The sequence below is a fragment of the Syntrophales bacterium genome, assembly GCA_023228425.1.
Lineage (GTDB): Bacteria > Desulfobacterota > Syntrophia > Syntrophales > UBA2210 > MLS-D.
This window is the reverse complement of sequence record JALOBE010000004.1, coordinates 46,828-70,261: the sequence shown is the minus strand read 5'-3', so window position 1 is coordinate 70,261 and position 23,434 is coordinate 46,828. Positions and strand designations below refer to the sequence as shown.

The 23,434-nt window shown below is 57.2% G+C and carries 21 protein-coding genes and 1 tRNA gene; all 22 read left to right on the top strand.

Translation table 11 applies throughout. The annotated features are described in order from the left end of the window. Positions 1-77 precede the first annotated feature (77 nt). The 22 genes from M0Q23_02585 (at position 78) to M0Q23_02480 (ending at position 23,434) form a co-directional block, all read left to right on the top strand. Positions 78-1,367: a coproporphyrinogen III oxidase family protein gene (locus M0Q23_02585; protein ID MCK9527531.1), complete on the top strand. Its 1,290-nt coding sequence runs from the start codon at positions 78-80 to the stop codon at positions 1,365-1,367. Then, positions 1,360-2,772, top strand: coding sequence for an L-seryl-tRNA(Sec) selenium transferase (gene selA / locus M0Q23_02580; protein ID MCK9527530.1), 1,413 nt, complete (start codon positions 1,360-1,362; stop codon positions 2,770-2,772). Before M0Q23_02585 ends, selA begins: the two co-directional genes overlap by 8 nt. A 270-nt stretch (positions 2,773-3,042) precedes the next feature. Next, a complete protein-coding gene (locus tag M0Q23_02575) occupies positions 3,043-4,041 on the top strand; it encodes an RluA family pseudouridine synthase (GenBank protein ID MCK9527529.1) in 999 nt (332 codons plus the stop codon). Then, positions 4,028-4,765, top strand: a complete 738-nt coding sequence (gene pgeF, locus M0Q23_02570; GenBank protein MCK9527528.1) for a peptidoglycan editing factor PgeF — start codon at positions 4,028-4,030, stop codon at positions 4,763-4,765. Before M0Q23_02575 ends, pgeF begins: the two co-directional genes overlap by 14 nt. Before the next feature lie 416 nt (positions 4,766-5,181). Next, the gene (rho, locus tag M0Q23_02565) at positions 5,182-6,429 is read left to right on the top strand and encodes a transcription termination factor Rho (GenBank protein MCK9527527.1); all 1,248 of its coding nucleotides are present in this window, start codon (positions 5,182-5,184) and stop codon (positions 6,427-6,429) included. A 78-nt stretch (positions 6,430-6,507) separates the two neighbouring features. Further along, positions 6,508-6,720, top strand: coding sequence for a 50S ribosomal protein L31 (gene rpmE, locus M0Q23_02560; protein MCK9527526.1), 213 nt, complete (start codon positions 6,508-6,510; stop codon positions 6,718-6,720). Between the two features lie 111 nt (positions 6,721-6,831). Then, positions 6,832-7,896, top strand: a complete 1,065-nt coding sequence (prfA, locus tag M0Q23_02555) for a peptide chain release factor 1 (GenBank protein MCK9527525.1) — start codon at positions 6,832-6,834, stop codon at positions 7,894-7,896. A gap of 61 nt (positions 7,897-7,957) precedes the next feature. After that, positions 7,958-8,851, top strand: a complete 894-nt coding sequence (gene prmC / locus M0Q23_02550) for a peptide chain release factor N(5)-glutamine methyltransferase (GenBank protein MCK9527524.1) — start codon at positions 7,958-7,960, stop codon at positions 8,849-8,851. Next, positions 8,823-10,076 carry a UDP-N-acetylglucosamine 1-carboxyvinyltransferase gene (gene murA, locus M0Q23_02545; GenBank protein ID MCK9527523.1) on the top strand — a complete coding sequence of 418 codons (1,254 nt, stop codon included), beginning with the start codon at positions 8,823-8,825 and terminating at the stop codon, positions 10,074-10,076. The genes prmC and murA overlap by 29 nt, the downstream gene beginning before the upstream one ends. A gap of 1 nt (position 10,077) precedes the next feature. After that, positions 10,078-11,367 carry a histidinol dehydrogenase gene (gene hisD / locus M0Q23_02540; GenBank protein MCK9527522.1) on the top strand — a complete coding sequence of 430 codons (1,290 nt, stop codon included), beginning with the start codon at positions 10,078-10,080 and terminating at the stop codon, positions 11,365-11,367. Positions 11,368-11,466: 99 nt separating this feature from the next. Further along, a tRNA-Gly gene (locus M0Q23_02535) sits at positions 11,467-11,541 on the top strand. Between the two features lie 105 nt (positions 11,542-11,646). Next, on the top strand, positions 11,647-12,120 hold the full coding sequence (locus M0Q23_02530) for a ribosome maturation factor RimP (GenBank protein ID MCK9527521.1): 474 nt from the start codon (positions 11,647-11,649) through the stop codon (positions 12,118-12,120). Between the two features lie 21 nt (positions 12,121-12,141). Next, a complete protein-coding gene (gene nusA / locus M0Q23_02525) occupies positions 12,142-13,503 on the top strand; it encodes a transcription termination factor NusA (protein MCK9527520.1) in 1,362 nt (453 codons plus the stop codon). A 46-nt stretch (positions 13,504-13,549) separates the two neighbouring features. Continuing rightward, on the top strand, positions 13,550-16,042 hold the full coding sequence (infB, locus tag M0Q23_02520) for a translation initiation factor IF-2 (protein MCK9527519.1): 2,493 nt from the start codon (positions 13,550-13,552) through the stop codon (positions 16,040-16,042). Positions 16,043-16,168: 126 nt separating this feature from the next. Then, positions 16,169-16,507 carry a DUF503 domain-containing protein gene (locus tag M0Q23_02515; protein MCK9527518.1) on the top strand — a complete coding sequence of 113 codons (339 nt, stop codon included), beginning with the start codon at positions 16,169-16,171 and terminating at the stop codon, positions 16,505-16,507. Further along, complete coding sequence (rbfA, locus tag M0Q23_02510) at positions 16,497-17,825, top strand: 30S ribosome-binding factor RbfA (GenBank protein MCK9527517.1); 1,329 nt, start codon at positions 16,497-16,499, stop codon at positions 17,823-17,825. Before M0Q23_02515 ends, rbfA begins: the two co-directional genes overlap by 11 nt. Further along, positions 17,812-18,783, top strand: coding sequence for a tRNA pseudouridine(55) synthase TruB (gene truB / locus M0Q23_02505; GenBank protein MCK9527516.1), 972 nt, complete (start codon positions 17,812-17,814; stop codon positions 18,781-18,783). Before rbfA ends, truB begins: the two co-directional genes overlap by 14 nt. 44 nt (positions 18,784-18,827) lie before the next feature. Further along, entirely contained in the window at positions 18,828-19,094 is a 267-nt protein-coding gene (rpsO, locus tag M0Q23_02500; GenBank protein MCK9527515.1) for a 30S ribosomal protein S15, read from the top strand. A gap of 22 nt (positions 19,095-19,116) precedes the next feature. Then, positions 19,117-21,243: a polyribonucleotide nucleotidyltransferase gene (pnp, locus tag M0Q23_02495; GenBank protein ID MCK9527514.1), complete on the top strand. Its 2,127-nt coding sequence runs from the start codon at positions 19,117-19,119 to the stop codon at positions 21,241-21,243. A gap of 26 nt (positions 21,244-21,269) precedes the next feature. Beyond that, entirely contained in the window at positions 21,270-21,710 is a 441-nt protein-coding gene (gene dut, locus M0Q23_02490) for a dUTP diphosphatase (GenBank protein MCK9527513.1), read from the top strand. A gap of 103 nt (positions 21,711-21,813) precedes the next feature. After that, positions 21,814-22,992, top strand: coding sequence for a homocysteine biosynthesis protein (locus tag M0Q23_02485; protein MCK9527512.1), 1,179 nt, complete (start codon positions 21,814-21,816; stop codon positions 22,990-22,992). 172 nt (positions 22,993-23,164) lie between these two features. Continuing rightward, positions 23,165-23,434 carry a septum formation initiator family protein gene (locus M0Q23_02480; GenBank protein MCK9527511.1) on the top strand — a complete coding sequence of 90 codons (270 nt, stop codon included), beginning with the start codon at positions 23,165-23,167 and terminating at the stop codon, positions 23,432-23,434.

Sequence of the window (23,434 nt, the reverse complement as noted above, 5' to 3'; positions counted from 1 at the left end):
ATATTACCATGAATCCTGCTAGTTTTCCCTGGTGCCGGCAACAGAGACGGCCATACAAGAAAAATGAGGATCAGCTGTTGGCCCCGCTATATTCATTACCGTCAATCGACACGCTCGTGGCACGCGTTGCCCGGAGGGAGTTCGCCCGGGCCATGACCTTCACCAGCGGTGAGACCCCCGTTCTCCCATTTCTGGATGGTGACGGCCTTGACCGTCTCCTCTATGTCCACGTTCCCTTCTGCGAGAAGCTCTGCCCCTACTGTTCCTTCAACCGGGTCGCCTTCGACGAGGGGCTTTGCCGCCGGTATTTCACGGCCCTCAGGAAGGAACTGCGGCTCTACCGGGATTTGCATTACGACTTCAGGGCCCTCTACGCGGGCGGCGGCACGCCGACGATCATCATGGAGGAACTGCTTGAGACGCTTTCTCTGGCCCGGGAGCTCTTTTCCATCGCTGAAATATCTGTTGAAACCAACCCCAATCATCTGACGGCTGAAAACATCTCCCACCTGCGCCGGGCCGGCGTGAACCGTCTTTCTGTCGGCATCCAGAGTTTCGACGACACCCTTCTCAAGGCCATGGGACGGTACGACAAGTATGGTTCCGGCAGAGAAATAATGGAACGGCTGAACACTGCCTCCGGACGGTTCGACACTCTCAACGCCGACATGATCTTTAATTTCCCCCGCCAGGAGGAAGCATCGCTGCGGCGCGACATTGCAATGCTTCTGGACAGCAGGATCGACCAGATTACCTGGTACCCCCTGATGGTCTCCGACTCGACCCGCCGCGCCGTGGCCCGGACACTCGGAGAGGTGCCCTTCGGCAGGGAAATGCGGTTTTATGACATCATTGTGGAAGGACTCAGAGGTGAATACGGCTTTTCATCGGCCTGGTGTTTTTCGAGAAAAAAGTCCATGATCGATGAGTATATTGTCGACTACACCGAGTACGCGGGACTGGGAAGCGGCTCCATTGGCTACCTGCAAGGCCGGTGCTATGCCAACACCTTTGACATCGTCGCCTACATTCACCACCTGGAAAAAGGACATCTCCCCCTCATGGCGTCACGAACTTTCGGCAGGGACGACCTGGTCCGCTATGAACTCATCATGCGGCTCTTCGGGGGGCGCCTCGATCTCGGCCCGACACTCAGCCGCCACGGGAAGAGGGCCCTTGTTCCCCTGGCGGCGAGCATCATCCCCTTCGCCCTGGCCGGCGGGCTTCGCTACCGTAAAGGAGCGCTGGTGCCGACCCGTCGTGGACGTTATTACTGGGTGGTCCTCATGCGGGAGTTTTTTACGGCGGTGAACAATTTCAGAGATTACTGCAGGGAAGAGGCAACCCGGGAGGTGTGCCATGGATGACGCACAGCGACTGCTGCTGAAGGAACTGCCGAAAATCGACGAGATTCTCGCCCTTCTGGAAAAGAATGATGACGCGGCAACTCTTCCCAGATCCCTTCTGGTTGATGCCTGCCGACATGCCGTCGACGGGATGCGCCGGGAAATTTTTGACAGCGCGGGCGTGATGGACAAAAGGCCGGGCGTCGACAGGGCCGTCGCCATGGCGGAAGAGCGGATCCGTTCACTCAGGGAACCAAGCATCCGCCGGGTCATCAACGCCACGGGCATATTGCTTCACACCAACCTCGGACGGGCCCCCCTCTGCCGGGAGGCCCTCGAAGAAATCGTCTCGATAAGCCGCGGCTATTCGAACCTCGAGTTTGACCTGTCCACGGGCAGACGAGGCCTCCGCTACGATCACGTCAGCGAAATCCTGCGCGTCCTCACGGGAGCGGAAGAAGCCATCGTGGTAAACAACAACGCCGCGGCGGTTCTGCTGGTCCTCAATTCGCTGTCCTTCGGCAAGGAGGCAATCGTTTCCCGGGGTGAGCTGATTGAAATCGGCGGTGAATTCCGTATTCCGGAAGTAATGGAAAAAAGCGGCGCCCTCCTTCGGGAGGTGGGAAGCACGAACCGGACCCATCTTTATGATTACGAAAACGCCATCGATCCTGAAACAACGGGAATGATCCTCAAGGTCCACACGAGCAACTTCAGGACCGTGGGCTTCACCGGTGAAGTTGAGCCCGCCGTCCTGGTGGAATTGGGTCGCCGTCACGGCATTCCCCTGATGAACGATTTGGGAAGCGGCTGCCTGCTCGACCTCGGCCGATTCGGCCTTGGCCGGGAACCGACGGTCCAGGACGCGGTGAAAAGCGGCGCCGACGTGATCACCTTCAGCGGAGACAAGCTCCTGGGAGGTCCCCAGGCGGGAATCATCCTGGGACGACGGCCGGTTATGGAAAAAATTCGAAAAAACCCCTTGAACCGGGCCTTGAGGATAGACAAACTCACCCTGGGCGCCCTGGAGGCAACGCTCGCGCAGTACCTGTTCTCAAAGAACCCCGAAGACCATATCCCCGTTCTCCGGTTCATGACGGAACCTGTCGATTCCGTTCACCATCGGGCCGAAGAGCTTTTCCGGCGCCTGGCAGGAATCGGGGACAGTCGTTTTTCCTTCACCACGGGACCCGATGTATCCTTTGCCGGGGGAGGGTCCCTCCCCACCCAGGAATTTCCCACCAGGGTTGTGACGGTACAGGCCGGGCACCTGACAGCCCACGAGATGGAACGACGGCTCCGGCGGGGCGATCCCCCGGTCATCGGAAGGATTCAGGATGAGAAGGTCGTCCTCGACGCACGAGCCCTGGCGGACGACGAGGTTGACATCATTGAAAGGGTTTTTCGTCACATCGCCGCAGGCTGAAGAAAACCAGGGGCAGGCGAGAGGGAAGCGGACAGGCTGCGGGATCCCAGGACGACAAACGATTGAAGGATTCGGGGACTCTGATGCCTGGTGGCCCGGCCTGCCGGGCGCGACACCCGGAACCCCCCGGAGAACCCCTCGAAACACGCCTGAAATCTGAATAACTACGGGCCGCGCAAATCTTCAGCGGTACCTCGTACACAAACGGAATGCCTGCGCACGCGTGCCTGTCACCGTACAACCGGACCCTGACCGGAAGTCAACATAGCCATGAGCTTCGACAGCGACCTGACCGACCTCTACATCGCCTCTCCCGACGACCGGGGGAAACGGCTCGATGTTGTCCTGGCCTCACGGTATCCCGATCTGTCCCGGTCACAGATCAAACGAGCCATCGGGGAGGGCCGGGTCTGCGTCAATGATGGACCGGCCAAGGCGGGCCTCACCCTGCGACCGGGGGACAGGATTGTCTTCAGGGACACGACTCCCCGAGCCTGGAACGTCGAGGCCGAGGATATTCCCCTTTCCGTCGTGTTTGAAGACGAATCCATCATCGTCATCGACAAGCCGCCGGGACTCGTGGTCCATCCCGGCGCGGGCAATGACCGGGGGACCCTGGTCAACGCGTTGCTGTTTCACTGCCGCGACCTGTCCGGAGTCGGAGGCTCCCTCCGCCAAGGTATTGTACATCGCCTGGACAAGAACACCTCGGGCATCATGGTGGCCGCCAAAAACGACGATGTACACCGGTCCCTTGCCCGTCAGTTCAAGAACCGTCAGGTAACCAGACTCTACAAGGCTGTCGTGGCAGGCGCCATGCCCCGGGCTGAAGGCGTCATCGAAGCCCCTATCGGACGGCACAGAACGAACAGGAAAAAAATGACAACTTCCACCGATCGTGGGCGACAGGCCGTGACCCGGTGGAACCTTTCACGGGCATTCGGCAGGGTGGCGTCTCTTCTGGACGTACGTATCGAAACGGGCAGGACACACCAGATACGTGTTCATCTGAAGGATATCGGGCACCCGGTACTCGGCGACGCCGTCTACGGAAGCCGGTCCGGAGGGATTCACGCCCTGCGACAGGGTGGATTGCAGAAAGCCCTGAAGGCGATGAACCGGCAGGCCCTGCACGCTGCGGCGCTGGGACTGTATCATCCCCTGCGGAAGAAACACATGGAGTTTACCGCCCCCCTGCCCGAAGACATGACCCTTCTTCTGAGCGAACTGGAAAAACTCACCGGCGGAACAGACAATGTTCACTCTTGAAAAACATCGGTCATCGACGTACCTCTCGGCCTCTCTCCTCCGTCGGCAGGAAGGAATGATTCACGCCTTCGGTACCAGGGAAACCGGAACGAACGATGAGAGGCCCATGGCCGACCTTTTTGGAATCCGGACGGATTCTTTTCTGACAGGCACGCAGGTTCACGGCAATCATATCACCCTGCTGGACGCGAAAGACCCGTCATCCCGGTACATGCCTCCGGGCGCAGCCTGCGACGGTTTTGTGACAAACAGGCCCCGGTGCGCTGTCGGTATCAGGACCGCCGATTGCATCCCCCTGCTGCTCGCTGATCCCGCGCGGCGGGTTGTCGGAGCGATCCACGCCGGATGGAAAGGAACAGCCCTGGGCATAGCGGCACAGGCCATCGCCCTCTTTGTGGATCGTTTTTCCTGCGGGCCGTCGGATATCATTGCCGTCATCGGCCCGGCCATCGGTCCCTGCTGCTACGAAGTGGGCAATGACGTCTATGAAGCAATGGGTTCCCGGGTCCGGCGCAACGCCGTGTTCAGTGACGCATCGTCAGGGGGACGGCGGATGCTTGACCTGCCGGGAGCCAATCGGCATCAGCTGCTGGATGCGGGTCTTTCCGCCGGCAACATTATCACGATCCCGCTCTGCACGGCATGCCGAAGGGACCTTTTCCACTCCCGGCGGGCTGAAGGCACCGGGGCGGGACGGCAGGTGAGCGGCATTATGTTGCTCTAAACGATTTATCTGACGATTTATCTTGACACGCACCACAGTATTATATATAGTCCTTTACCTTGAAAAAGACTTGGATCCTATATCCTTTCCTGTAAAGCAATTCGTACGTTCCGAAACAAGTGAGTACCATCAGAGGGTCTTTGCAGGATTCTTGTTGCGTTTCGAATACAGTTCAGCAGTCTGTGCCTGAGAACAAAGGTGCTTGATGCAGCTCAAGCAGTTCCGGAATTCTCATCGCCAAGAAGGTTTGTCACACACACCGTATCGACAGGTATACCTCCATATCCCGGTTCATCAATGGATCTCTGAAATTAAACAATAACGGTTATCCTGTCATAACCTGTGATTATGCCGGCGGGGGCGCTTCGGCTCTCCGCGCCATCGTTATGAAAACTACGTATCCCGAGGGGAAGAGCATGAATATTGCTGAATTGAAAAAGCAGTCCATTGGGGAGCTGAACGTTCTCGCCAAGGAACTCAATGTTCCCGATGCGAGCAGCCTGCGCCGGCAGGATCTGATGTTCGCCATTCTCCAGTACCAGTCCGAAAAAAACGGCTCTATTTCCGGGGAAGGCGTCCTCGAGACGCTCCCCGACGGTTTCGGTTTTCTCCGGTCACCCGATTACAATTATCTTCCCGGACCAGACGACATATACATCTCACCTTCACAGATACGGCGGTTCGGCCTCAGGACGGGCGACACCATTTCCGGGGAAATACGCCCCCCCAAGGAAGGGGAAAAATATTTCGCTCTGCTCAAGGTCGGAATGGTTAATTACGAAACTCCCGAGGCAGCCAGGGACAAAATCCTCTTTGACAATCTCACGCCCCTCTATCCGGAGGAGAAATTCAATCTGGAATCAGATCCCGAGAACTACTCCACCAGGATCATGGATATTTTCACTCCCATAGGAAAGGGCCAGCGGGGACTTATCGTGTCACCGCCCAGGGCGGGCAAGACGGTCCTTCTGCAGGACATAGCCAACAGTATCACATCGAACCACAAAGAGGTCGTTCTCATGGTTCTGCTCATTGACGAACGCCCCGAAGAAGTAACGGACATGGAAAGAAGCGTTGACGGCGAAGTCATCTCGTCCACCTTTGACGAAACACCCGTACGCCATGTTCAGGTCGCCGAAATGGTAATCGAAAAGGCGAAACGCCTCGTCGAACACAACCGGGACGTGGTCATTCTCCTGGACAGCATCACCAGGCTTGCCCGCGCCTACAATACCGTCGTTCCCCCCAGCGGAAAAATTCTGTCGGGAGGCGTCGATTCCAATGCCCTCCACAAGCCGAAACGGTTTTTCGGCGCCGCACGAAACATCGAAGGCGGCGGAAGTCTTACCATCATCTCGACGGCCCTCATCGACACGGGAAGCCGAATGGATGAAGTCATCTTCGAAGAATTCAAAGGAACGGGCAACATGGAACTTCATCTGGACCGGAAAATCGCCGATCGAAGGGTGTTCCCCGCCTTCGACCTCGTCCGCTCCGGCACGCGGAAGGAAGAGCTTCTCATTCCCAAGGAAAACCTCAACCGGGTGTGGATCCTGCGGCGGCTCCTGCAGGAGATGAATGCCGTGGACGCCATGGAATTCATCATCGACAAGATCAGGAGAACTGAAACGAACCAGGACTTTTTCCTGTCCATGAACCAGTAGGTTTATAATCCCTCTTGCATTTTACTGAAAAGTACCCTATACGATCTTGTCCAGAATTCAATAAAGGAAACGCGCCCCATGAAAAAAGGCATTCATCCCGATTATGATAAAGCGACGGTCTCCTGCGTATGCGGCAACGTGTTTGAAACCAGGTCGACGAAGCCGGACATCAAAGTTGAAATATGCTCCAACTGTCACCCGTTTATGACGGGAAAGCAGAAGATAATCGATACCGCCGGAAGAGTCGAAAAATTCAAAAAGAAATATGCCGGCATCACCAAAGAAAAATAACCCGCATTACCCCGGACATCCCCGGCCGTCACAGAGGAATACCGCTGATCCCCCCTGCCGTCAAAACCATTCATTTCCCCCAGGACCGCCAAAGGACGGTGAGCCGTTTACATGTTCTCGAAACTGAAGGACATTGAGAAGCGACACAACGAGCTCGAACATCTTCTGAGCGACGCGGCGGTGGTGAAGAATTACGCCGAGTATCAGAAATACGCGAAAGAGCACGCCGACATCTCGCCGCTCGTAGATACCTGGCGGGACTACGAAAAAACAAAGAACCAGCTCGAGGAGAACCGATTGCTGTTGCAAGACGGCGACCGCGAGATGCGGGAACTCGCCGGCGCGGAAATCGACGCCCTGGAGGAACAACTCGATACCCTGGAAGCGCGTCTCAAGACACTCATTGTCCCCCGGGACCCGAACGATGACCGGAACGTCTTCCTGGAAATCAGGGCCGGTACAGGCGGTGAGGAAGCGTCTCTCTTCGCGGCCGATCTGTTCCGCATGTACGCCATCTATGCCGAGCGGTCCGGCTGGAAGATCGACGTGATCAGCACCGGCACATCGAGCGGGATGGGTGGCTTCAAGGAAGTAGTGATGCTTGTCGAAGGGCAGTACGCCTATGGCCGCCTGAAATACGAAAGCGGCGTCCATCGGGTTCAGAGGGTTCCCGTCACGGAAGCCCAGGGAAGAATTCACACATCGGCCGTCACCGTGGCTGTTCTGCCTGAAGCGGAAGACGTTGAAGTCACCATCGACCCGAACGACCTGAGAATTGACGTCTACCGTTCAACGGGCCACGGGGGGCAGAGCGTCAATACAACGGACTCCGCGGTGAGGATAACCCATATCCCCACGGGACTTGTCGTCACCTGCCAGGATGAAAAATCACAACACAAAAACAAGGCAAAGGCCTTGAAGGTCCTCCGGGCACGGCTGCTGGACCGCATGGAGGAAGAACAGAACGCCGCCATTTCAGAAAGCAGGAAGCTGCAAGTGGGAAGCGGAGACCGGAGCCAGCGGATCCGAACCTATAACTTCCCCCAGGGACGGATCACGGACCATCGTATAGGGTTGACTCTTTACAACCTGATCGACGTTCTGAACGGCGACCTGGAGCCTCTTGTCGATGCCCTGGCCACTCACTACCAGGCCGCGGCGCTGAAAACGGAATAAGTCCGGGCCGGGGACTGCCCCGGCGACCGGTCCTTTCTGTTGCCCCGGTACGGAATCCTCCATGAATGTAAAAAGCACGCTCCGCAATGCCGAAGCTTTATTACGAGAAAGCGGTTCGCCCTCAGCCCGACTCGACGGGGAGGTACTTCTCGGCTGGTGCCTCGATGTCGGAAGAATCAGTCTCCATGCCCATTCAGAACGTTTTCTCACCGATGATGAACGGGAACGGTTCGGCCGGGCCCTGGCGCGCAGATCGAAAGGGGAACCCGTAGCCTATATCGTCGGGGAAAAGGAATTCTGGTCCCTCTCCATGACTGTTTCCAACGACGTCCTCATTCCACGGCCGGACACGGAAACGGTGGTGGAAGAAACGCTGGAACTCCTGAACGGCATTCCTCCCCCGGAAGGGAAAATCCTCGAAATCGGTACGGGAAGCGGGGCCATAGGAATCGCCCTTGCCCGTGAAGCACCCGGCAGAATCATCGTCGCCACCGACACGTCGGAGGCGGCACTTGCCCTGGCTATCAACAATGCCCGGAAGCACGGCGTGGACGATCGAATCATGTTCCTTTGCGGTGATTTATTTGGCCCCCTGGAAGAAAAATTTGATATAGTCTGCTCCAACCCTCCCTATATAGCGGACAATGCCTGGCAGTCACTGCCCCGGGGGGTGCGGGATTTTGAACCCAGAGAAGCGCTCGTGGCCGGTCCCGAGGGTACCGGGTTTCACAAGCGGCTCATAGACGAGGCGCACCTCTTTCTCATCGACGGCGGATGGCTGATCATGGAAATCGGTGACGGGCAGCGACGGCAGGTGGATGAACTGTTTGAGGACTCGGGACTGTACGACCGGATTCATTCCAGACGCGACATGACGGGCCGGGACCGTGTCATGGCGGGCAGAAAAAAAGCAGGGCGGTATCACAATGGGCAGGATCATTATCCAGGGAGGTGAACGGCTGACGGGCGATGTCCCCATCAGCGGCGCAAAGAACGCGGCCCTCCCCATACTGGCGTCATCCCTTTTGACAGAGGAACGCTGCACCTTTTATAACGTACCCGACCTCGTCGACGTCCACACGATCGGCAAACTGCTCGCCGGCCTGGGGGCAGAGATCGAAAAAGACGAGGAATCCTTTCGAATACAGGCACGGAAGATAGAGAATTGCGAAGCCTCCTACGACCTGGTAAAAACCATGCGGGCCTCAATCCTTGTCCTCGGCCCCCTGCTGGCCAGAACGGGAAAAGCCCGAGTGTCACTTCCCGGGGGGTGCGCCATCGGGGCCCGTCCCGTAAACCTCCATCTGAAAGCCCTCCGGGCCATGGGAGCCGACATCGACCTTCATGACGGTTACGTGGTGGCGACGACGAAGGGCCTTACGGGCGCGACGATTTTTTTTGATACCTCAACCGTGACGGGAACTGAAAATATCATGATGGCAGCAACCCTCGCCCGGGGAACGACGGTACTCGAAAACGCGGCCAAGGAACCGGAGGTGGAGAATCTCGCCCGGGTTCTCAACGGCATGGGAGCCAGGGTCAGGGGAGCGGGAACGGATGTCATCACCATAGAAGGAGTCTCGTTGCTTCATGGGGTGGAGGACCGTATCATAGCCGACCGCGTCGAGGCGGGCACCTTCATGATCGCGGCGGCCATCACCGGAGGCGATGTCCTGCTCAAGGGGTGTGAACCGAAGCATCTGGAGGCCCTCATGGCCAAGTTGCGGGAAGCGGGCGTAACCATCGAGACCGGCGAAGATGAAGCGAGAGTCTCCGTGAGACGCTCCATCGAGAGCGTAGACCTCACGACACTCCCCTATCCGGGGTTTCCCACGGACCTGCAGGCCCAGATGATGGCTCTCATGTCCGTGGGCAACGGCATCAGCGTGATCCGGGAAACGGTTTTTGAAAACAGGTTCATGCATGTAAACGAACTGATGAGGATGGGCGCCGACATTGTAATCGACAACAATCAGGCTATCGTGAGCGGTGTGGAGCGGCTCAGGGGGGCCCCCGTCATGGCGACCGACCTGCGGGCTTCCGCGTCGCTGGTGCTGGCGGGTCTCGTGGCGGAGGGAAAAACAGAACTGTCCCGAGTCTATCATATCGATCGAGGGTATGAGCGCATCGAAAAAAAATTGTCCCGCCTCGGAGCGAACATCAGGAGGGTCAGGGAATAGGATGAAAATTATCAGGTCCCGGTCCGAAACATTTGAAGCGGAACTGCGCCGCCTGCTGAAGCGGGGGGAACCGACAGATGAAACAGTACTCCGTGATGTCGAGAAAATCGTCAGGGACGTAGCCACCCGGGGTGACGAGGCGCTTTTCGAATACACCCGGCACTTTGACGACAGCACCCTTGACGCCGGTACTGTGCGGGTACGGCCTGAAGAAATCGAAGAGGCCCTTCCCGTGATCGACCCCGCCGACCTGGCTGCCCTTACACTTTCAGCGAATCGCATAGAACGGTTTCACCGCATGCAGAAGGTTGAGTCATGGTTTACCACCGATGATACGGGAACGGAGCTGGGGCAGATAGTCCGCCCCCTGCAACGGGTTGGCGTCTATGCCCCCGGGGGACTCGCCCCCTACCCCTCGACGGTTCTCATGGCGGCGATACCCGCCCGCATAGCCGGAGTTCGGGAACTGTTTCTCGTCACGCCCGCGAGGAAGGGTGTCGTCAATCCGCTGATACTGGCGGCGGCACACATCGCCGGAATCGATCGCATCTACCGCGTCGGCGGCGCCCAGGCCATCGCGGCCCTCGCCTATGGAACTGAATCGATCCCCGCCGTCGACAAGATCGTGGGCCCCGGGAACATCTACGTCGCGACGGCGAAGCGCCTCGTTTTCGGCACCGTGGGCATCGACATGATAGCCGGCCCCAGTGAGATCCTGATCATCGCCGACGGATCGGCATCGCCCGAACTGGTCGCCGCCGACCTCCTCTCCCAGGCGGAGCATGACGAGCAGGCATCATCAATCCTCCTGACACCCGATGAAGCCCTCGCCGTCGAAGTCGTCACCGAGGTGACCCGCCAGTTGAAACTACTGTCCCGAAAGTCGATTGCCGCCGTCTCCCTGGAACGATTCGGCAGGATCATCGTCACCGGCGACATCGACGAAGCCGTGGCGATCGCGAACCGTTTCGCTCCGGAACACCTGGAACTGATGGTGGCCGAACCGCGGAAGCTGCTCGACGCCGTTGTAAACGCCTCCGCGGTTTTTCTGGGACACAACACCCCTGAAGCGGTAGGCGACTACATGGCGGGCCCCAATCACATCCTGCCCACGGCTGGAACGGCGCGATTCGCGTCACCTCTGGGTGTGTATGATTTCGTCAAGAGGACCAGCCTGGTTTCCTTAACGCCCCGATCCCTTGAGGAAATCGGGGACGCCGCCGTCCGCTTCGCGCTCCTGGAGGGGCTGGACGCGCACGCGTCGTCGGTGAAACGAAGACTCGGACGATAAGGCGGCCCGTGCCGTCCTCGGATTTATCTTGACAAATTCATCCCTTTGATGAGAGTCTCATCCTCCGTTATGAACTGTTATTGCCGCGGGGAGGTTCAGGCGGGCGTAATTCAGTGGTAGAATGTCAGCTTCCCAAGCTGGACGTCGTGGGTTCGAGCCCCATCGCCCGCTCCATTTTTTCATTGCAATGACAGTTGCTTTATGATAGGGATTTCGAAAGAAATTCACTTGACTTAAAGTGGGCCCCGCCCACTTTTTTCATTTACGGTTACAGCGACCATGGAGCGTGGATCATACGAGGTGCGGATCCGGAAGATGATCGAACCGATCATCGAGGCCGAAGACCTTGAACTCGTTCTCGTTGAGTGCAGACGCGGAAAAGCGCGATGGCTGGTACGGATCTATATCGACAGCGGCAGCGGTGTCACCGTTGATGATTGCGCACGGGTAAGTCATGAAATAGGAGATGTACTTTCCGTATACGACATACCTCCCGGTCCCTACGACCTCGAAGTTTCGTCGCCCGGCCTCGATCGTCCCCTCAGCCGGGATAAGGACTTTCTCGCCTTTCGGGGAAAAACCATAAAAATCAGAACCAGGGAGAGCATCGACGGACGAAAAAATTTCACGGGATGCCTTGTGGATTACATCACCGACGGGAATACCGGGATCGTGGTGGTCGACGTGGAAGGAAAGCACTGCCGCATACCGCGCAGTATCATCGACAGGGCGAATCTCAAGTATGAATTGTGAACAAGGTGGAGGAATAATTCAATGGGACCAGATCTGAAACGTCTTATTGATCAGCTTGGCAAAGAAAAGGGACTCGACCGCGACATCATTGTCGATGCCCTTGAAACGGCGGTTTTGACGGCCGCAAAAAAGAAAATGGGACAGGATCTGGAACTGGAAGCCGCCTACAACGAAGAAATAGGTGAAGTCGAAGTCTTTCAGTTCAAGACGGTGGTCAACGAGGTAATCCATCCGGACATGCAGGTATCGCTGGAGGAAGCCCGGGCCGCCCTTGACGAGGGCGCGGAGCTCGGAGACAGTCTGGGCATGAAAATCGAAACCAATACCTTCGGGCGCATTGGCGTGCAGGCCGCAAAACAGATTATAATACAGAAAGTCAAGGATGCCGAGCGGGATATCATCTATGAAGAATTCAAGGATCGCAAGGGAGAACTGGCAAACGGTTCCGTGCAACGCTTTGAAGGCGGAAACATCATCGTGAATCTCGGAAGGGCGGAGGGAATCATTCCGACATCTGAACAGATTTACCGGGAGACCTTCAAGCGGGGTGAGCGCATCAGGGCCTATATCGTGGATGTCAAACATATATCGAAGGGTCCCCAGATCATCCTGTCGCGAACACACCCCGCTTTTATCAAGTGCCTCTTTGAACTTGAAGTCCCGGAAATATCGGAGGGTTTTATCGAAATTGTCAACGTGGCACGGGAACCGGGCCACCGAACAAAAATTGCCGTCAGAACAAAGGACCGCGATATCGATCCCGTGGGTGCCTGCGTGGGCATGCGCGGATCGCGGGTCCAGGGGGTTGTCCAGGAACTGCGGGGAGAAAAGATCGATATCGTCCCCTACGCCGACAATCCTGTTTCCTATGTCTGCAGCGCCCTTTCACCGGCAAAGGTTGACCGTGTTTTCATCGACGAGGAGGGACGGTCAATCGAAGTCATCGTCCCCGACGATCAGCTTTCTCTGGCCATCGGCAAGAACGGGCAGAACGTGCGACTGGCGGCACGCCTGACGGGCTGGAAGATAGACGTTAAGAGCGGCTCGTCCGTGGACGCCCAGAGAGAAGAGGCGATCAAGGCGCTCCAGAGAATCCCCGGTGTGGACGCCACAACCGCGGAGATGCTCTTCAACCAGGGATTCAAGACAATTCCCATGATAACCTCGGCCGATCCCGAGGTGCTCGGAACCGCCCTCAAAGTAACCAGAGACAAAGCGGCCTCATGGATCGCCCAGGCCTCACGGTTCGATGGAGCCGACGAGGAGGAGGAAGCCGAACAGGAGCATGAGCACATCGATGCCGGAGCACGCACTGTAACTGAACCAGAACCGGAACCGGATGAAGACAGGGAAGAGATCAATAAAGACGCGCCCGCTCAATAGAGGATGCTCCGCGAAAGCACCCGGCGTATAAGCAGGAGTTTCAAGCATGCCCAAAAAAAGAGTGTACGACCTTGCAAAAGAACTCGCCATCGAAACGAAAGAACTCATCGCTCGCCTGGAAAAAATCGGCATAGCCGTGAAGTCTCATTCCAGTACTCTCGAAAAGAGTGACGTCGATCGTGCCAAGCGGGAATTTGCCTTGGGCGAACCTGACAAAGTTGTAGAAAAGCGTGTAAAATCAACGGTTATTCGCCGAAGAGCAGTTCGGAAAGAAAAGCCGGCGCCACCCGTCGTGGAAGAAACGCCGGAGGACAGCAAAGCCTCTGAAGCCGCGACGCCTGAACCTGCGGCAGTTGAACTTGCGGCACCGGAACCCACGGCACCCGAGCCTTCGGCACCGGCGGAAGAAGAACGGCGAGCGCCTGAAAAACCGAAAGAAGTCAAACGCGATAAAGTCGCCGACAAGTCACCGGTTCAGCCGGAGGCGGACGTGATTCCGATCCCTCCCGAGGCGGAGAAAGAACTGGAGGAGAAAGAAAAACCGGCCACAGCCGCCGAGGACGCCGTCCCGGAAGCGAAAAAGAGGAAGCGGCCCGTTCCCGTCCCCGTGGAGGAAGTGCCCGCCCGCAAGAAGGCCTTTGTCAAACAGATCGTGGAACGAAAGGAACGGCGTGGCAGGAAGGAACGGGACCCCGAAGCGGTCGTTGCCTGGAAGGCACAGAGAAAGCCGGTTGCCGTCGTCCCCAAAAAAACGGAAATCACCACGCCCAAAGCGATTAAAAGGCGGATAAAGGTGGACGAAGCTATCCAGGTCGGCGATCTGGCAAAGAGAATGGGTGTAAAAACAAACGAGGTGATCTCGAAGCTCATGGGCATGGGCATGATGGTAACCATAAACCAGTCCATCGACGCCGACGTGGCGACGCTGGTGGCCGGTGAGTTCGGATACCAGGTGGAAACGGTGACTTTCGAATACGATGAGGTTATCCCCAAGACAGAAGCCACGCCCGAGAAGCTCCGTCCCCGGGCCCCGGTGGTAACCGTCATGGGACATGTGGATCACGGTAAAACATCCCTCCTGGACGTTATCCGGAAGACCAACGTCATTGACGACGAAACGGGGGGAATCACCCAGGCCATCGGCGCCTACCACGTTCATATCAACGACCGGGACATTGTTTTCCTTGATACGCCGGGCCATGAAGCCTTTACCACCATGCGTGCCAGAGGCGCCAAAGTAACCGACATCGTGGTTCTTGTTGTCGCGGCCGACGACGGGGTCATGGACCAGACCGTGGAGGCCATCAACCACTCTCGTGCCGCCGGTGTTCCCATTATCGTGGCCGTCAACAAAATCGACAAACCCGGAGCCGACAGGGAAAGGATCCGGACTCAATTGTCCCAGCACGGTCTGGTCCCGGAAGACTGGGGCGGCGACACCATATTCGCGGATGTTTCAGCCAAGGAGAATCGAGGGATCGACGACCTGCTCGAACTGATCCTGCTTCAGGCAGACATTCTGGAACTCAAGGCCGATCCCGACAGGCCCGCCCAGGGCATCATCATCGAAAGCAAGCTCGACAAGGGCCGGGGGCCCGTGGCGACGGTCATCATACAGGAGGGAACGCTTCACGAGGGAGACGCCTTTGTTTCAAGAACAGAATACGGAAAAGTGCGGGCCATGATTGACGACCAGGGGAAAAGAGTCTCATCGGCCGGCCCCTCGACGCCCATCGAAGTTATCGGTTTCTCGAAAGTTCCTTCCGTGGGCATCGATTTCGTCTGCGTTGAGGATGAGAAGAAAGCCAGGGAAATAGGAGAGTACATGGCCCGTAAGGAGCGGGAGAAAAAGCTTTCCATGACCTCCAAGGTCACCCTGGAACAGCTCTATGAGCGGATTAAAGAAGGGGCGAAGGAACTCAGGGTTGTACTCAAGGGCGACGTGCAGGGATCCATCGAGGCTCTTTCGGAAGCCCTGCAGAAAATCAGCACAGATGAAATCAAGCTCTCCATTATTCACGCCTCGGTGGGAACTATTAACGAGAATGACGTCATGCTCGCCTCCGCTTCAGAGGCGGTCATCATAGGCTACCGGGTCCGTCCCGACGCCCGCATTATTGACCTGGCAGAACAGGAAGGCGTGGATCTCAAGTTTTATGAAATCATATACGAAGCCATCGCTGAAGTCAGGGCCGCAATGGAAGGTCTCCTGGAACCCCTGTACGAAGAAGAGCGAGAAGGCACCGCGGAGGTACGGGAAATCTTCAGGATCCCCAAGGTGGGTGTCATAGCCGGCAGTTATGTCACAAGCGGCAAACTGGCGAGAAGCTCCCTTCTCCGGCTTATCAGGGACGGGATTGTCATACACAACGGCAAGTTCCTATCCCTGAAACGATTCAAGGACGACGTCAAAGAGGTCGCGTCGGGGTATGAGTGCGGCATCGGCGTTGACGGGTTCGATGACATACGGGTAGGGGACATCGTTGAAACCTACACGAAACGGAAAGTTGAGCGGACTCTCGAGGGAACGAAGGGTTGAGGCGAGCCCCGCGCCGTTGCTCTGAAGAACAGGTCGTTCCGTATGGCACGCCCCTCCCGGGGGCGACATTCGGAGCAGTGTTCGGCGGCCCGCGAGGAACCTCCGGGAACCCGAAGGAGTTTCAGTGTGGTAGTGGGAACAGGCATAATCAAGTTATTTATACCCGAGTGCCGGTCGCTGAAGGAAAAGCGCGCCGTGGTACGAAAAGTGACGGCCCGTGTTCGAAATACCTTTAATATATCCATGGCGGAAGTCGGCGATAACGACAACTGGAAACGATGCACCCTGGGCTTTGCCGTCGTGGGAAACGAACGGGGGCACATCGATTCCACCATGAGTACCATCATGAATTATATGGAAGACCTTCGTCTGGTTGAAATAGTGGACGCGAAAAAAGAACTGCTCACCCTGTCCGATTACGGCGAAGATGTCTATCTTCGAGAAGGTAAGTTCGATGACTCATAAGAGGGCAGACCGGGTAGCCGATCTCATAAAGGCGGAGCTGTCGCGTCTGATACTTCGCGACGTCGCCGATCCCCGAATTCAGAATCTTACCGTAACGGGCGTAAAGATGTCCGACGACCTGCGGTTTGCCCGGATATTTTTTGTCAGGATGGGAGAAGAAGGCTACACAAAGGAAACGGCGGAGGGGCTTAAAAAGGCTACGAGCTTTTTCAAGCGGGAACTGGGAAAGCACCTGAAGCTTCGGTACGTGCCGAATATCGAATTCACCTTCGACGAATCCTTCGACTACGGGGCGCGCATAGAGCGGATTCTGACCAGGATCGAGACTCCCGCGGCGGATCGGGTGGCCGATGCCATCCGCCAGTCCCGGTCGCTCCTGCTCGCGTCTCATGTGCGTCCCGACGGAGACGCCATAGGCTCTCTTCTTGCCCTTTCCCACGTCCTTCGGGGCATGGGCAAGGAGGCTCTCGTTTTCTGCCAGGACAAAGTACCCGACATATACCGGTTTCTTCCGGGAGTCGGCGCGATTGCCCACACGCTCGGTTCCGTGGACCGGTTCGACGCGGTTGTTCTGCTCGACTGTAACGAACCGGAGAGGATCGGGACTGAAGCCGAAAAAATCAAGTCCGTGGACAGGCTGATCATCATCGATCACCATCGTCCGAACGATACTGAGGGGCCCCTTTCCCTGATCGACACCACGGTCAGTTCGACGGGAGAACTGCTGGTGCGCATCATCGACAGGCTGGGTGTTCCCCTGACGACAGAGGTTGCCGTGAACATTTACACGGCGGTGATCACCGACACGGGCTCTTTCAGGTATTCAAACACCGGCCGGGACACCTTCGTCCTTGCCGCCCGGCTCGTGGATGCCGGCGCTGATCCCCGGGAGGTATCGGAAAACATTTATGAGACACGGGCGCTTACAGCCGTGAGACTCATGACCCGGGCCTTGGGAACCCTGCGCCTGAGCCATGGGGGAATGGTCGGCTCCGTGGTCCTGGACCAGGCCACCATGAGAGAAGAGCGGGCCCTGCCCGAGCATGCCGAAGGCATCGTCGATCAGGTCCGGGCCATCGAAGGGATCCGCATAGCCCTGACATACTTCGAAATGGTCGACGGATCCTGGAAGGTCAGTTTCAGGTCAAAGGGATCGGCGGACGTGGAACGGGCGGCCCGGGTCTTCGGGGGAGGAGGCCACCGAAACGCATCAGCCTGCAGGATTGCGGGAAGTCTGGAAGATGTGAGAAACAGGGTTGATGCCGTTGTGGCCGACCATCTGGATGATGAGGAGGCCGGAGAGAATGACCGGACATGAGCGGACCGAGGAACGAAAGGCGGATATGAGCGGCATCGTCGTTGTGGACAAGCCGGCGGGCAAGACCTCCTTCGATGTCGTACGGGACCTGCGAAAGATACTGGGAATTCGAAAAATCGGACACACGGGAACGCTCGATCCCCTGGCAACGGGAGTACTTCCCCTCTGCATCAATGAGGGAACGAAAATGGCGCCTTTTCTCGCGGAGGACGACAAGGAATACCGGGCCACAATGATGCTGGGCATCACCACCGACACACAAGACATAACAGGCACCGTCCTGTCCGGGCGGGACCCGGGAAACGTAACGCGGCAGGCGTTGGAATCGGCGGCCGGAGCCTTCGTGGGAAGAATGGAGCAGAAAGTTCCCCGTTATTCAGCAGCGAAATACCGGGGCAGGCCACACCATCGCTGGGCAAGAAACGGGGTTGTCCTCGATACTCCGGTGAAGGAAATCACCATTCACGGCATCGAGATTGAGTCATTTTCACTGCCTTATGTCACGTTTATGGTGGCCTGTTCGAAGGGGACATACATCCGGACCCTGTGCAACGACATGGGGGCCCGTCTCGGCTGCGGAGCAGCCCTGGCGAGTCTCAGGAGAACCCGAAGCGGCCGGTTCTGTGAAAAGAACGCTCTTCGTCTGGATGACCTGGTCAACGGTGGGGGCGCCCGTATGGTGCGGGACAACCTGGTCCCCCTTGAGCGGGTGCTCGACACCTGCCGAGCCATAACCGTCGACGACGAACTGGCCCGCAGAATTCGGGAAGGGTATCAACCGGAGGGTGGCATTCTGAAGAAGGCGGCCATCCCGGCGGTGGACCGGGGAGACCTGGTCCGGCTGGTACGCGATGACGGACGGATGGTTGCCGTAGCGCGGATGATGCTGTCTCCGGAAGCGCTGAAGACGGCAGGGGCACGGGAACAGATACTCAAGCTTGTTCGTGTTTTTAACTGACACAGTACGAGGATGACTCATATACACAGAGAGGAGTGATAACGGTGTTAGACGAAAGCAAGAAAAAGGACATTATCAGCACATACAAAAAGCATGACAATGACACGGGTTCCCCCGAGGTACAGATCGCCCTGCTCAGCGCGCGTATCGAATACTTGACGGAACACTTCAAGGTACACAAAAAAGATCATCATTCCCGCCGGGGCCTGCTGAAGCTGGTCGGAAAACGGCGGCGCCTGCTGGACTACTTAAAAAATACCCAGATAGACCGTTACCGGGACATTATCCAGCGACTCGGCCTGAGACGGTAATCTTCATCATTTCAAGGAGGAAATGAAAACAATGAACAACGTGTTTACTGCAGAATTTGCGGGCAGGGAAATATCTATCAGAACCAATTATGTGGCGGGTCAGGCCAACGGGTCCGCCTACGTCCGTTACGGTGATACCGTTGTTCTGGTCACTGCCGTTTCCCAGAAGACGAAACGGGAGGGCATTGATTTTCTTCCCCTGACCGTTGACTACCAGGAAATGACGTCCGCGGCGGGCAAGATTCCCGGAGGATTCTTCAAGCGCGAAGGGCGTCCAAACGAAAAGGAAACCCTCACTTCCCGGTTTATCGACCGGTCAATACGCCCGCTTTTCCCCAGAGGTTGGAGCTACGAAACCCAGATAATTGCCACGGTCCTTTCCTATGACAGCGACAACGGCTCCGATATTGCCGCCATGCTCGGGGCATCGGCGGCCCTCACCATGTCGGACATACCCTTTGACGGTCCTATCGCCGGCGCCCGGATCGCCCGCCGGGATGGACAGCTCATCTGCAATCCCAGGGCGGAAGACCTGGAAGCCGGCGACATCGATCTCTTCCTGGTGGGCAGAAAAATCCCTCGTTCTCCCGGCAGCGATGAATATGACATCAACCTTGTCATGGTTGAAGGAGGATCCCTGGAAGCGGATGAGGACTCACTTCTGGAAGCCATCAGCTTCGGCCTTGATTCACTGAAGCCGGCCATTGAACTTCAGGACCGCCTGCGCGACGCCGTGGGCAAGGAAAAGCAGGCCTTTGAAGTTCCCCTTATCCCCGACGAACTTGTAGTTTCAGTCAAGGAACGGGCCCTTGAAGGTCTCTCGGCGGCATACCGCATCAAGACAAAGGCACAACGCTCCGCCGCGATCAGAGACGTCCGCCTGGCGGTAAAAGAAGAACTCGCGACCGATGACGTCCTGATGGCGTCCCAGGTGGGAACTGTTCTTGAAGGGCTTGAAAAGGCCGTCATCAGGAGCATGATTCTCGATGAGAACGTGAGGATCGACGGACGTTCCCCCAAGGAAATACGTCCTATAACCTGTGAAGTTGGAATTCTGCCCCGGACCCACGGATCGGCCATATTCACCCGCGGGGAAACCCAGGCGATGACCATGATGACCCTGGGAACCTCGGCCGACGAGCAGCGCCTGGACGGTATCGGTGGAGAAGAACTGCGCACCTTCATGCTGCATTATAATTTTCCGCCCTACTGCGTCGGTGAAGCGCGGTTTCTGAGGGGTCCCGGCCGCCGTGAAATCGGACACGGCGTTCTCGCCCGACGCGCTCTGATTCCTGTCATGCCGTCAGCGGAGGAATTCCCCTACACCATCAGGATCGTTTCCGAGATCATGTCCTCCAACGGCTCGTCATCCATGGCCACTGTCTGCGGCGGAACCCTGTCGCTTCTTGACGGCGGCGTTCCCATAAAGACTCTTGTTGCGGGAATCGCCATGGGTCTTCTCAAGGAAGGTGACCGGGTAGCCATGCTGTCCGATATCCTCGGCGATGAAGATCACGCCGGCGACATGGATTTCAAGGTCTGCGGAACCCGGAAGGGAATCACGGCTATGCAGATGGACATCAAGATCGACGGCATCACCGCGGACATTCTGCGGCAGGCTTTGTCACAGGCAAAAGCGGGGCGGCTTCACATCCTTTCAGAAATGGAGAAGACCCTTTCGGAGCCGCGACCCGAAATGTCTCGTTACGCTCCGCGGATCACCGTCATCAAGATCAATCCCGACCGCATCCGTGACGTCATCGGAACGGGCGGGAAAAATATCCGCCACATCATCAGCGAGACAGGCTGCTCCATCGACGTCGAAGACGACGGCAGCGTGAGCATCGCTTCGAGCGAGCCGGAAGCGTCGGAACGGGCAATCGCCATGATCAGGGCCCTCACGGAAGAGGCGGAGATCGGAAAAATCTATATGGGAACGGTCAAGAGAATCGTTGATTTCGGCGCCTTCGTGGAAATCATTCCCGGTCTTGACGGCCTCGTACACATCTCACAGCTTGAAAACAGGCGGGTGACCAAGGTTACCGACGTACTGAAGGAAGGTGACATCGTTCCCGTCAAGGTGATCGATATCGACAAAAACGGCAAGGTCCGGCTGAGTCGGAAAGACGCCCTCGAGGAACTGCCCTGACCCCATTAATCGTGGTGAGACAGTCGATGCGCATACCTCTGCGGAGGGTCGGCAACACGGCCGACCTTCCCCTTCCCCGATACATGTCCGACGGAGCGGCGGGCATGGATCTCTACGCCGCCGTTCTCCGGGAAGAACAGCTCCTTCCCGGAGAACGGAAGATGATTCCCACGGGAATCTCCGTGGCCCTCCCCCGGGGCTGCGAGGCGCAGATCCGTCCCCGAAGCGGCCTGGCTGTGAATCACGGCGTCACGCTGCTGAACAGCCCGGGGACCATCGATGCCGATTACCGCGGGGAGATATGCCTCATCATGATCAACCTTGGAAATGAACCGTTCCTCGTCCGCAGGGGTGACCGCGTGGCCCAGATGGTTGTCCAGCAGGTGGTCCGTGCCGTCTGGACCGAAGAGACCGAACTGGACACCACGGCCCGCGGCGACGGCGGCTTCGGCCACACGGGACTGTGAGGTCCTGCAGTCACCGCTTTCACCCACCGTGCCTCCCTTATTCTCTCCTTGAGTTTTCCCGGTCTTTGGTATATCCCACATAGGAAAGATCGAGGGGCTATCAATGAAAAAACACGTCGTTACCAAAACCTACCAGGAGATTAACCGCAAAATACGGGAAGGCTCCGTCGTCGTCGTAACGGCCGAAGAAATTATAGACATCGTTGAGCGTAAGGGAGCCGTCGAAGCGGCGCGGACCGTTGACGTGGTAACCACGGGAACCTTCGGTATCATGTGCTCTTCCGGAGTCTTCCTGAATTTCGGTCACCCCTCGCCGAAAATCAAATCATCGAAAGTCCGGCTCAACAACGTTCCCGCCTATGCCGGCATCGCCGCCGTTGACTGTTACCTGGGAGCTACGGCGGTTGTGGAGGGTGATCCTCTCAACAGCGTCCACCCGGGAGAATTCAATTACGGCGGCGGGCACGTCATCGAGGACCTGGTGGCCGGCAATGTCGTCAAGGTCCATATCGAAGGCTACGGCACCGACTGCTACCCGGCCCGAAAATTTGAAAAAAGTATCACCCTCAGGGATCTGAGGGACGCCATCCTTTTCAATCCAAGAAACGCCTATCAGAACTATAACTGCGCCGTCAACATGTCGGACCGGACCATCTACACCTACATGGGCGTATTGCGTCCCCACATGGCCAACGCGAACTACTCCACGTCGGGGCAGCTGAGTCCCCTTCTGAACGATCCCTTTTTCAGAACCATCGGCGTGGGTACCGCCCTGTTCCTGGGAGGGGCCCGGGGATACGTCGCCTGGAACGGAACGCAACACAATACGAGTGTCATGAGAGGTGAAAACGGCGTCCCCCGCGAGGGGGCCGGAACACTCGCCGTCGTGGGAAACCTGAAAGAGATGAGTGACCGCTGGCTCGTGGGGGCCAGCGTCCTGGGCTACGGGGTTTCGCTGTATGTGGGAATCGGCGTTCCCATCCCGATTCTCAACGAGGACATGGCACAATTCACCGCCGTGAAGGATGAGGATATCTTCGCCCAGGTCTATGATTACGGTGTCGACTATCCCGGCGGTTCCGCCCGAAGTATCGCTGAAGTGAGTTATAAGGAATTGCGAAGCGGAACCATCCGTATCAACGGAAAAACAATTGACACGGCACCCATGTCCAGCTACTATAAAGCACTTGAAATTTGTCATATTTTAAAAGAAGAGATCGAGAGGGGAAACTTTTTCCTCGGTGAACCGCAACGGCTGCTCCCCTCGGGAGACATCTCTTAGCATTCAGGGCACATCCCGACGAAAAGACCTTTGAAATCCTATCGATTGGGTCATTTCGACCGTGGGGGGGAATCCTGTCCGATGACGACTGTAAGGAACAAGTTCTCGTCGCGATGCTCCTCGAAATGATGCAAGTCAAAGGTCTTGTGAACCGGAAGCGGAGTGGAAAGCCATGAAAATCGGCAGGTATTTTGTGGCGGGATTCTTCGCCATGGTTCTCCTCATCCTGTTCAGCGACAGAGGACTTGTCGAATATTTTGAAATCAAGGAAAAGCTTTCTCTTCTCGAAACCGAAACCGGCCGAATTTCAGCGGAAAACGAACAACTGCGCGAACGCATAGTCCTTTTGCGAAGCGATCGGGACTACCTGGAACTGATTGCCCGGAGAGACCTGGGCATGGTCAGGGAAGGCGAGATCATATACCGGTTCAGGGAACCGTGA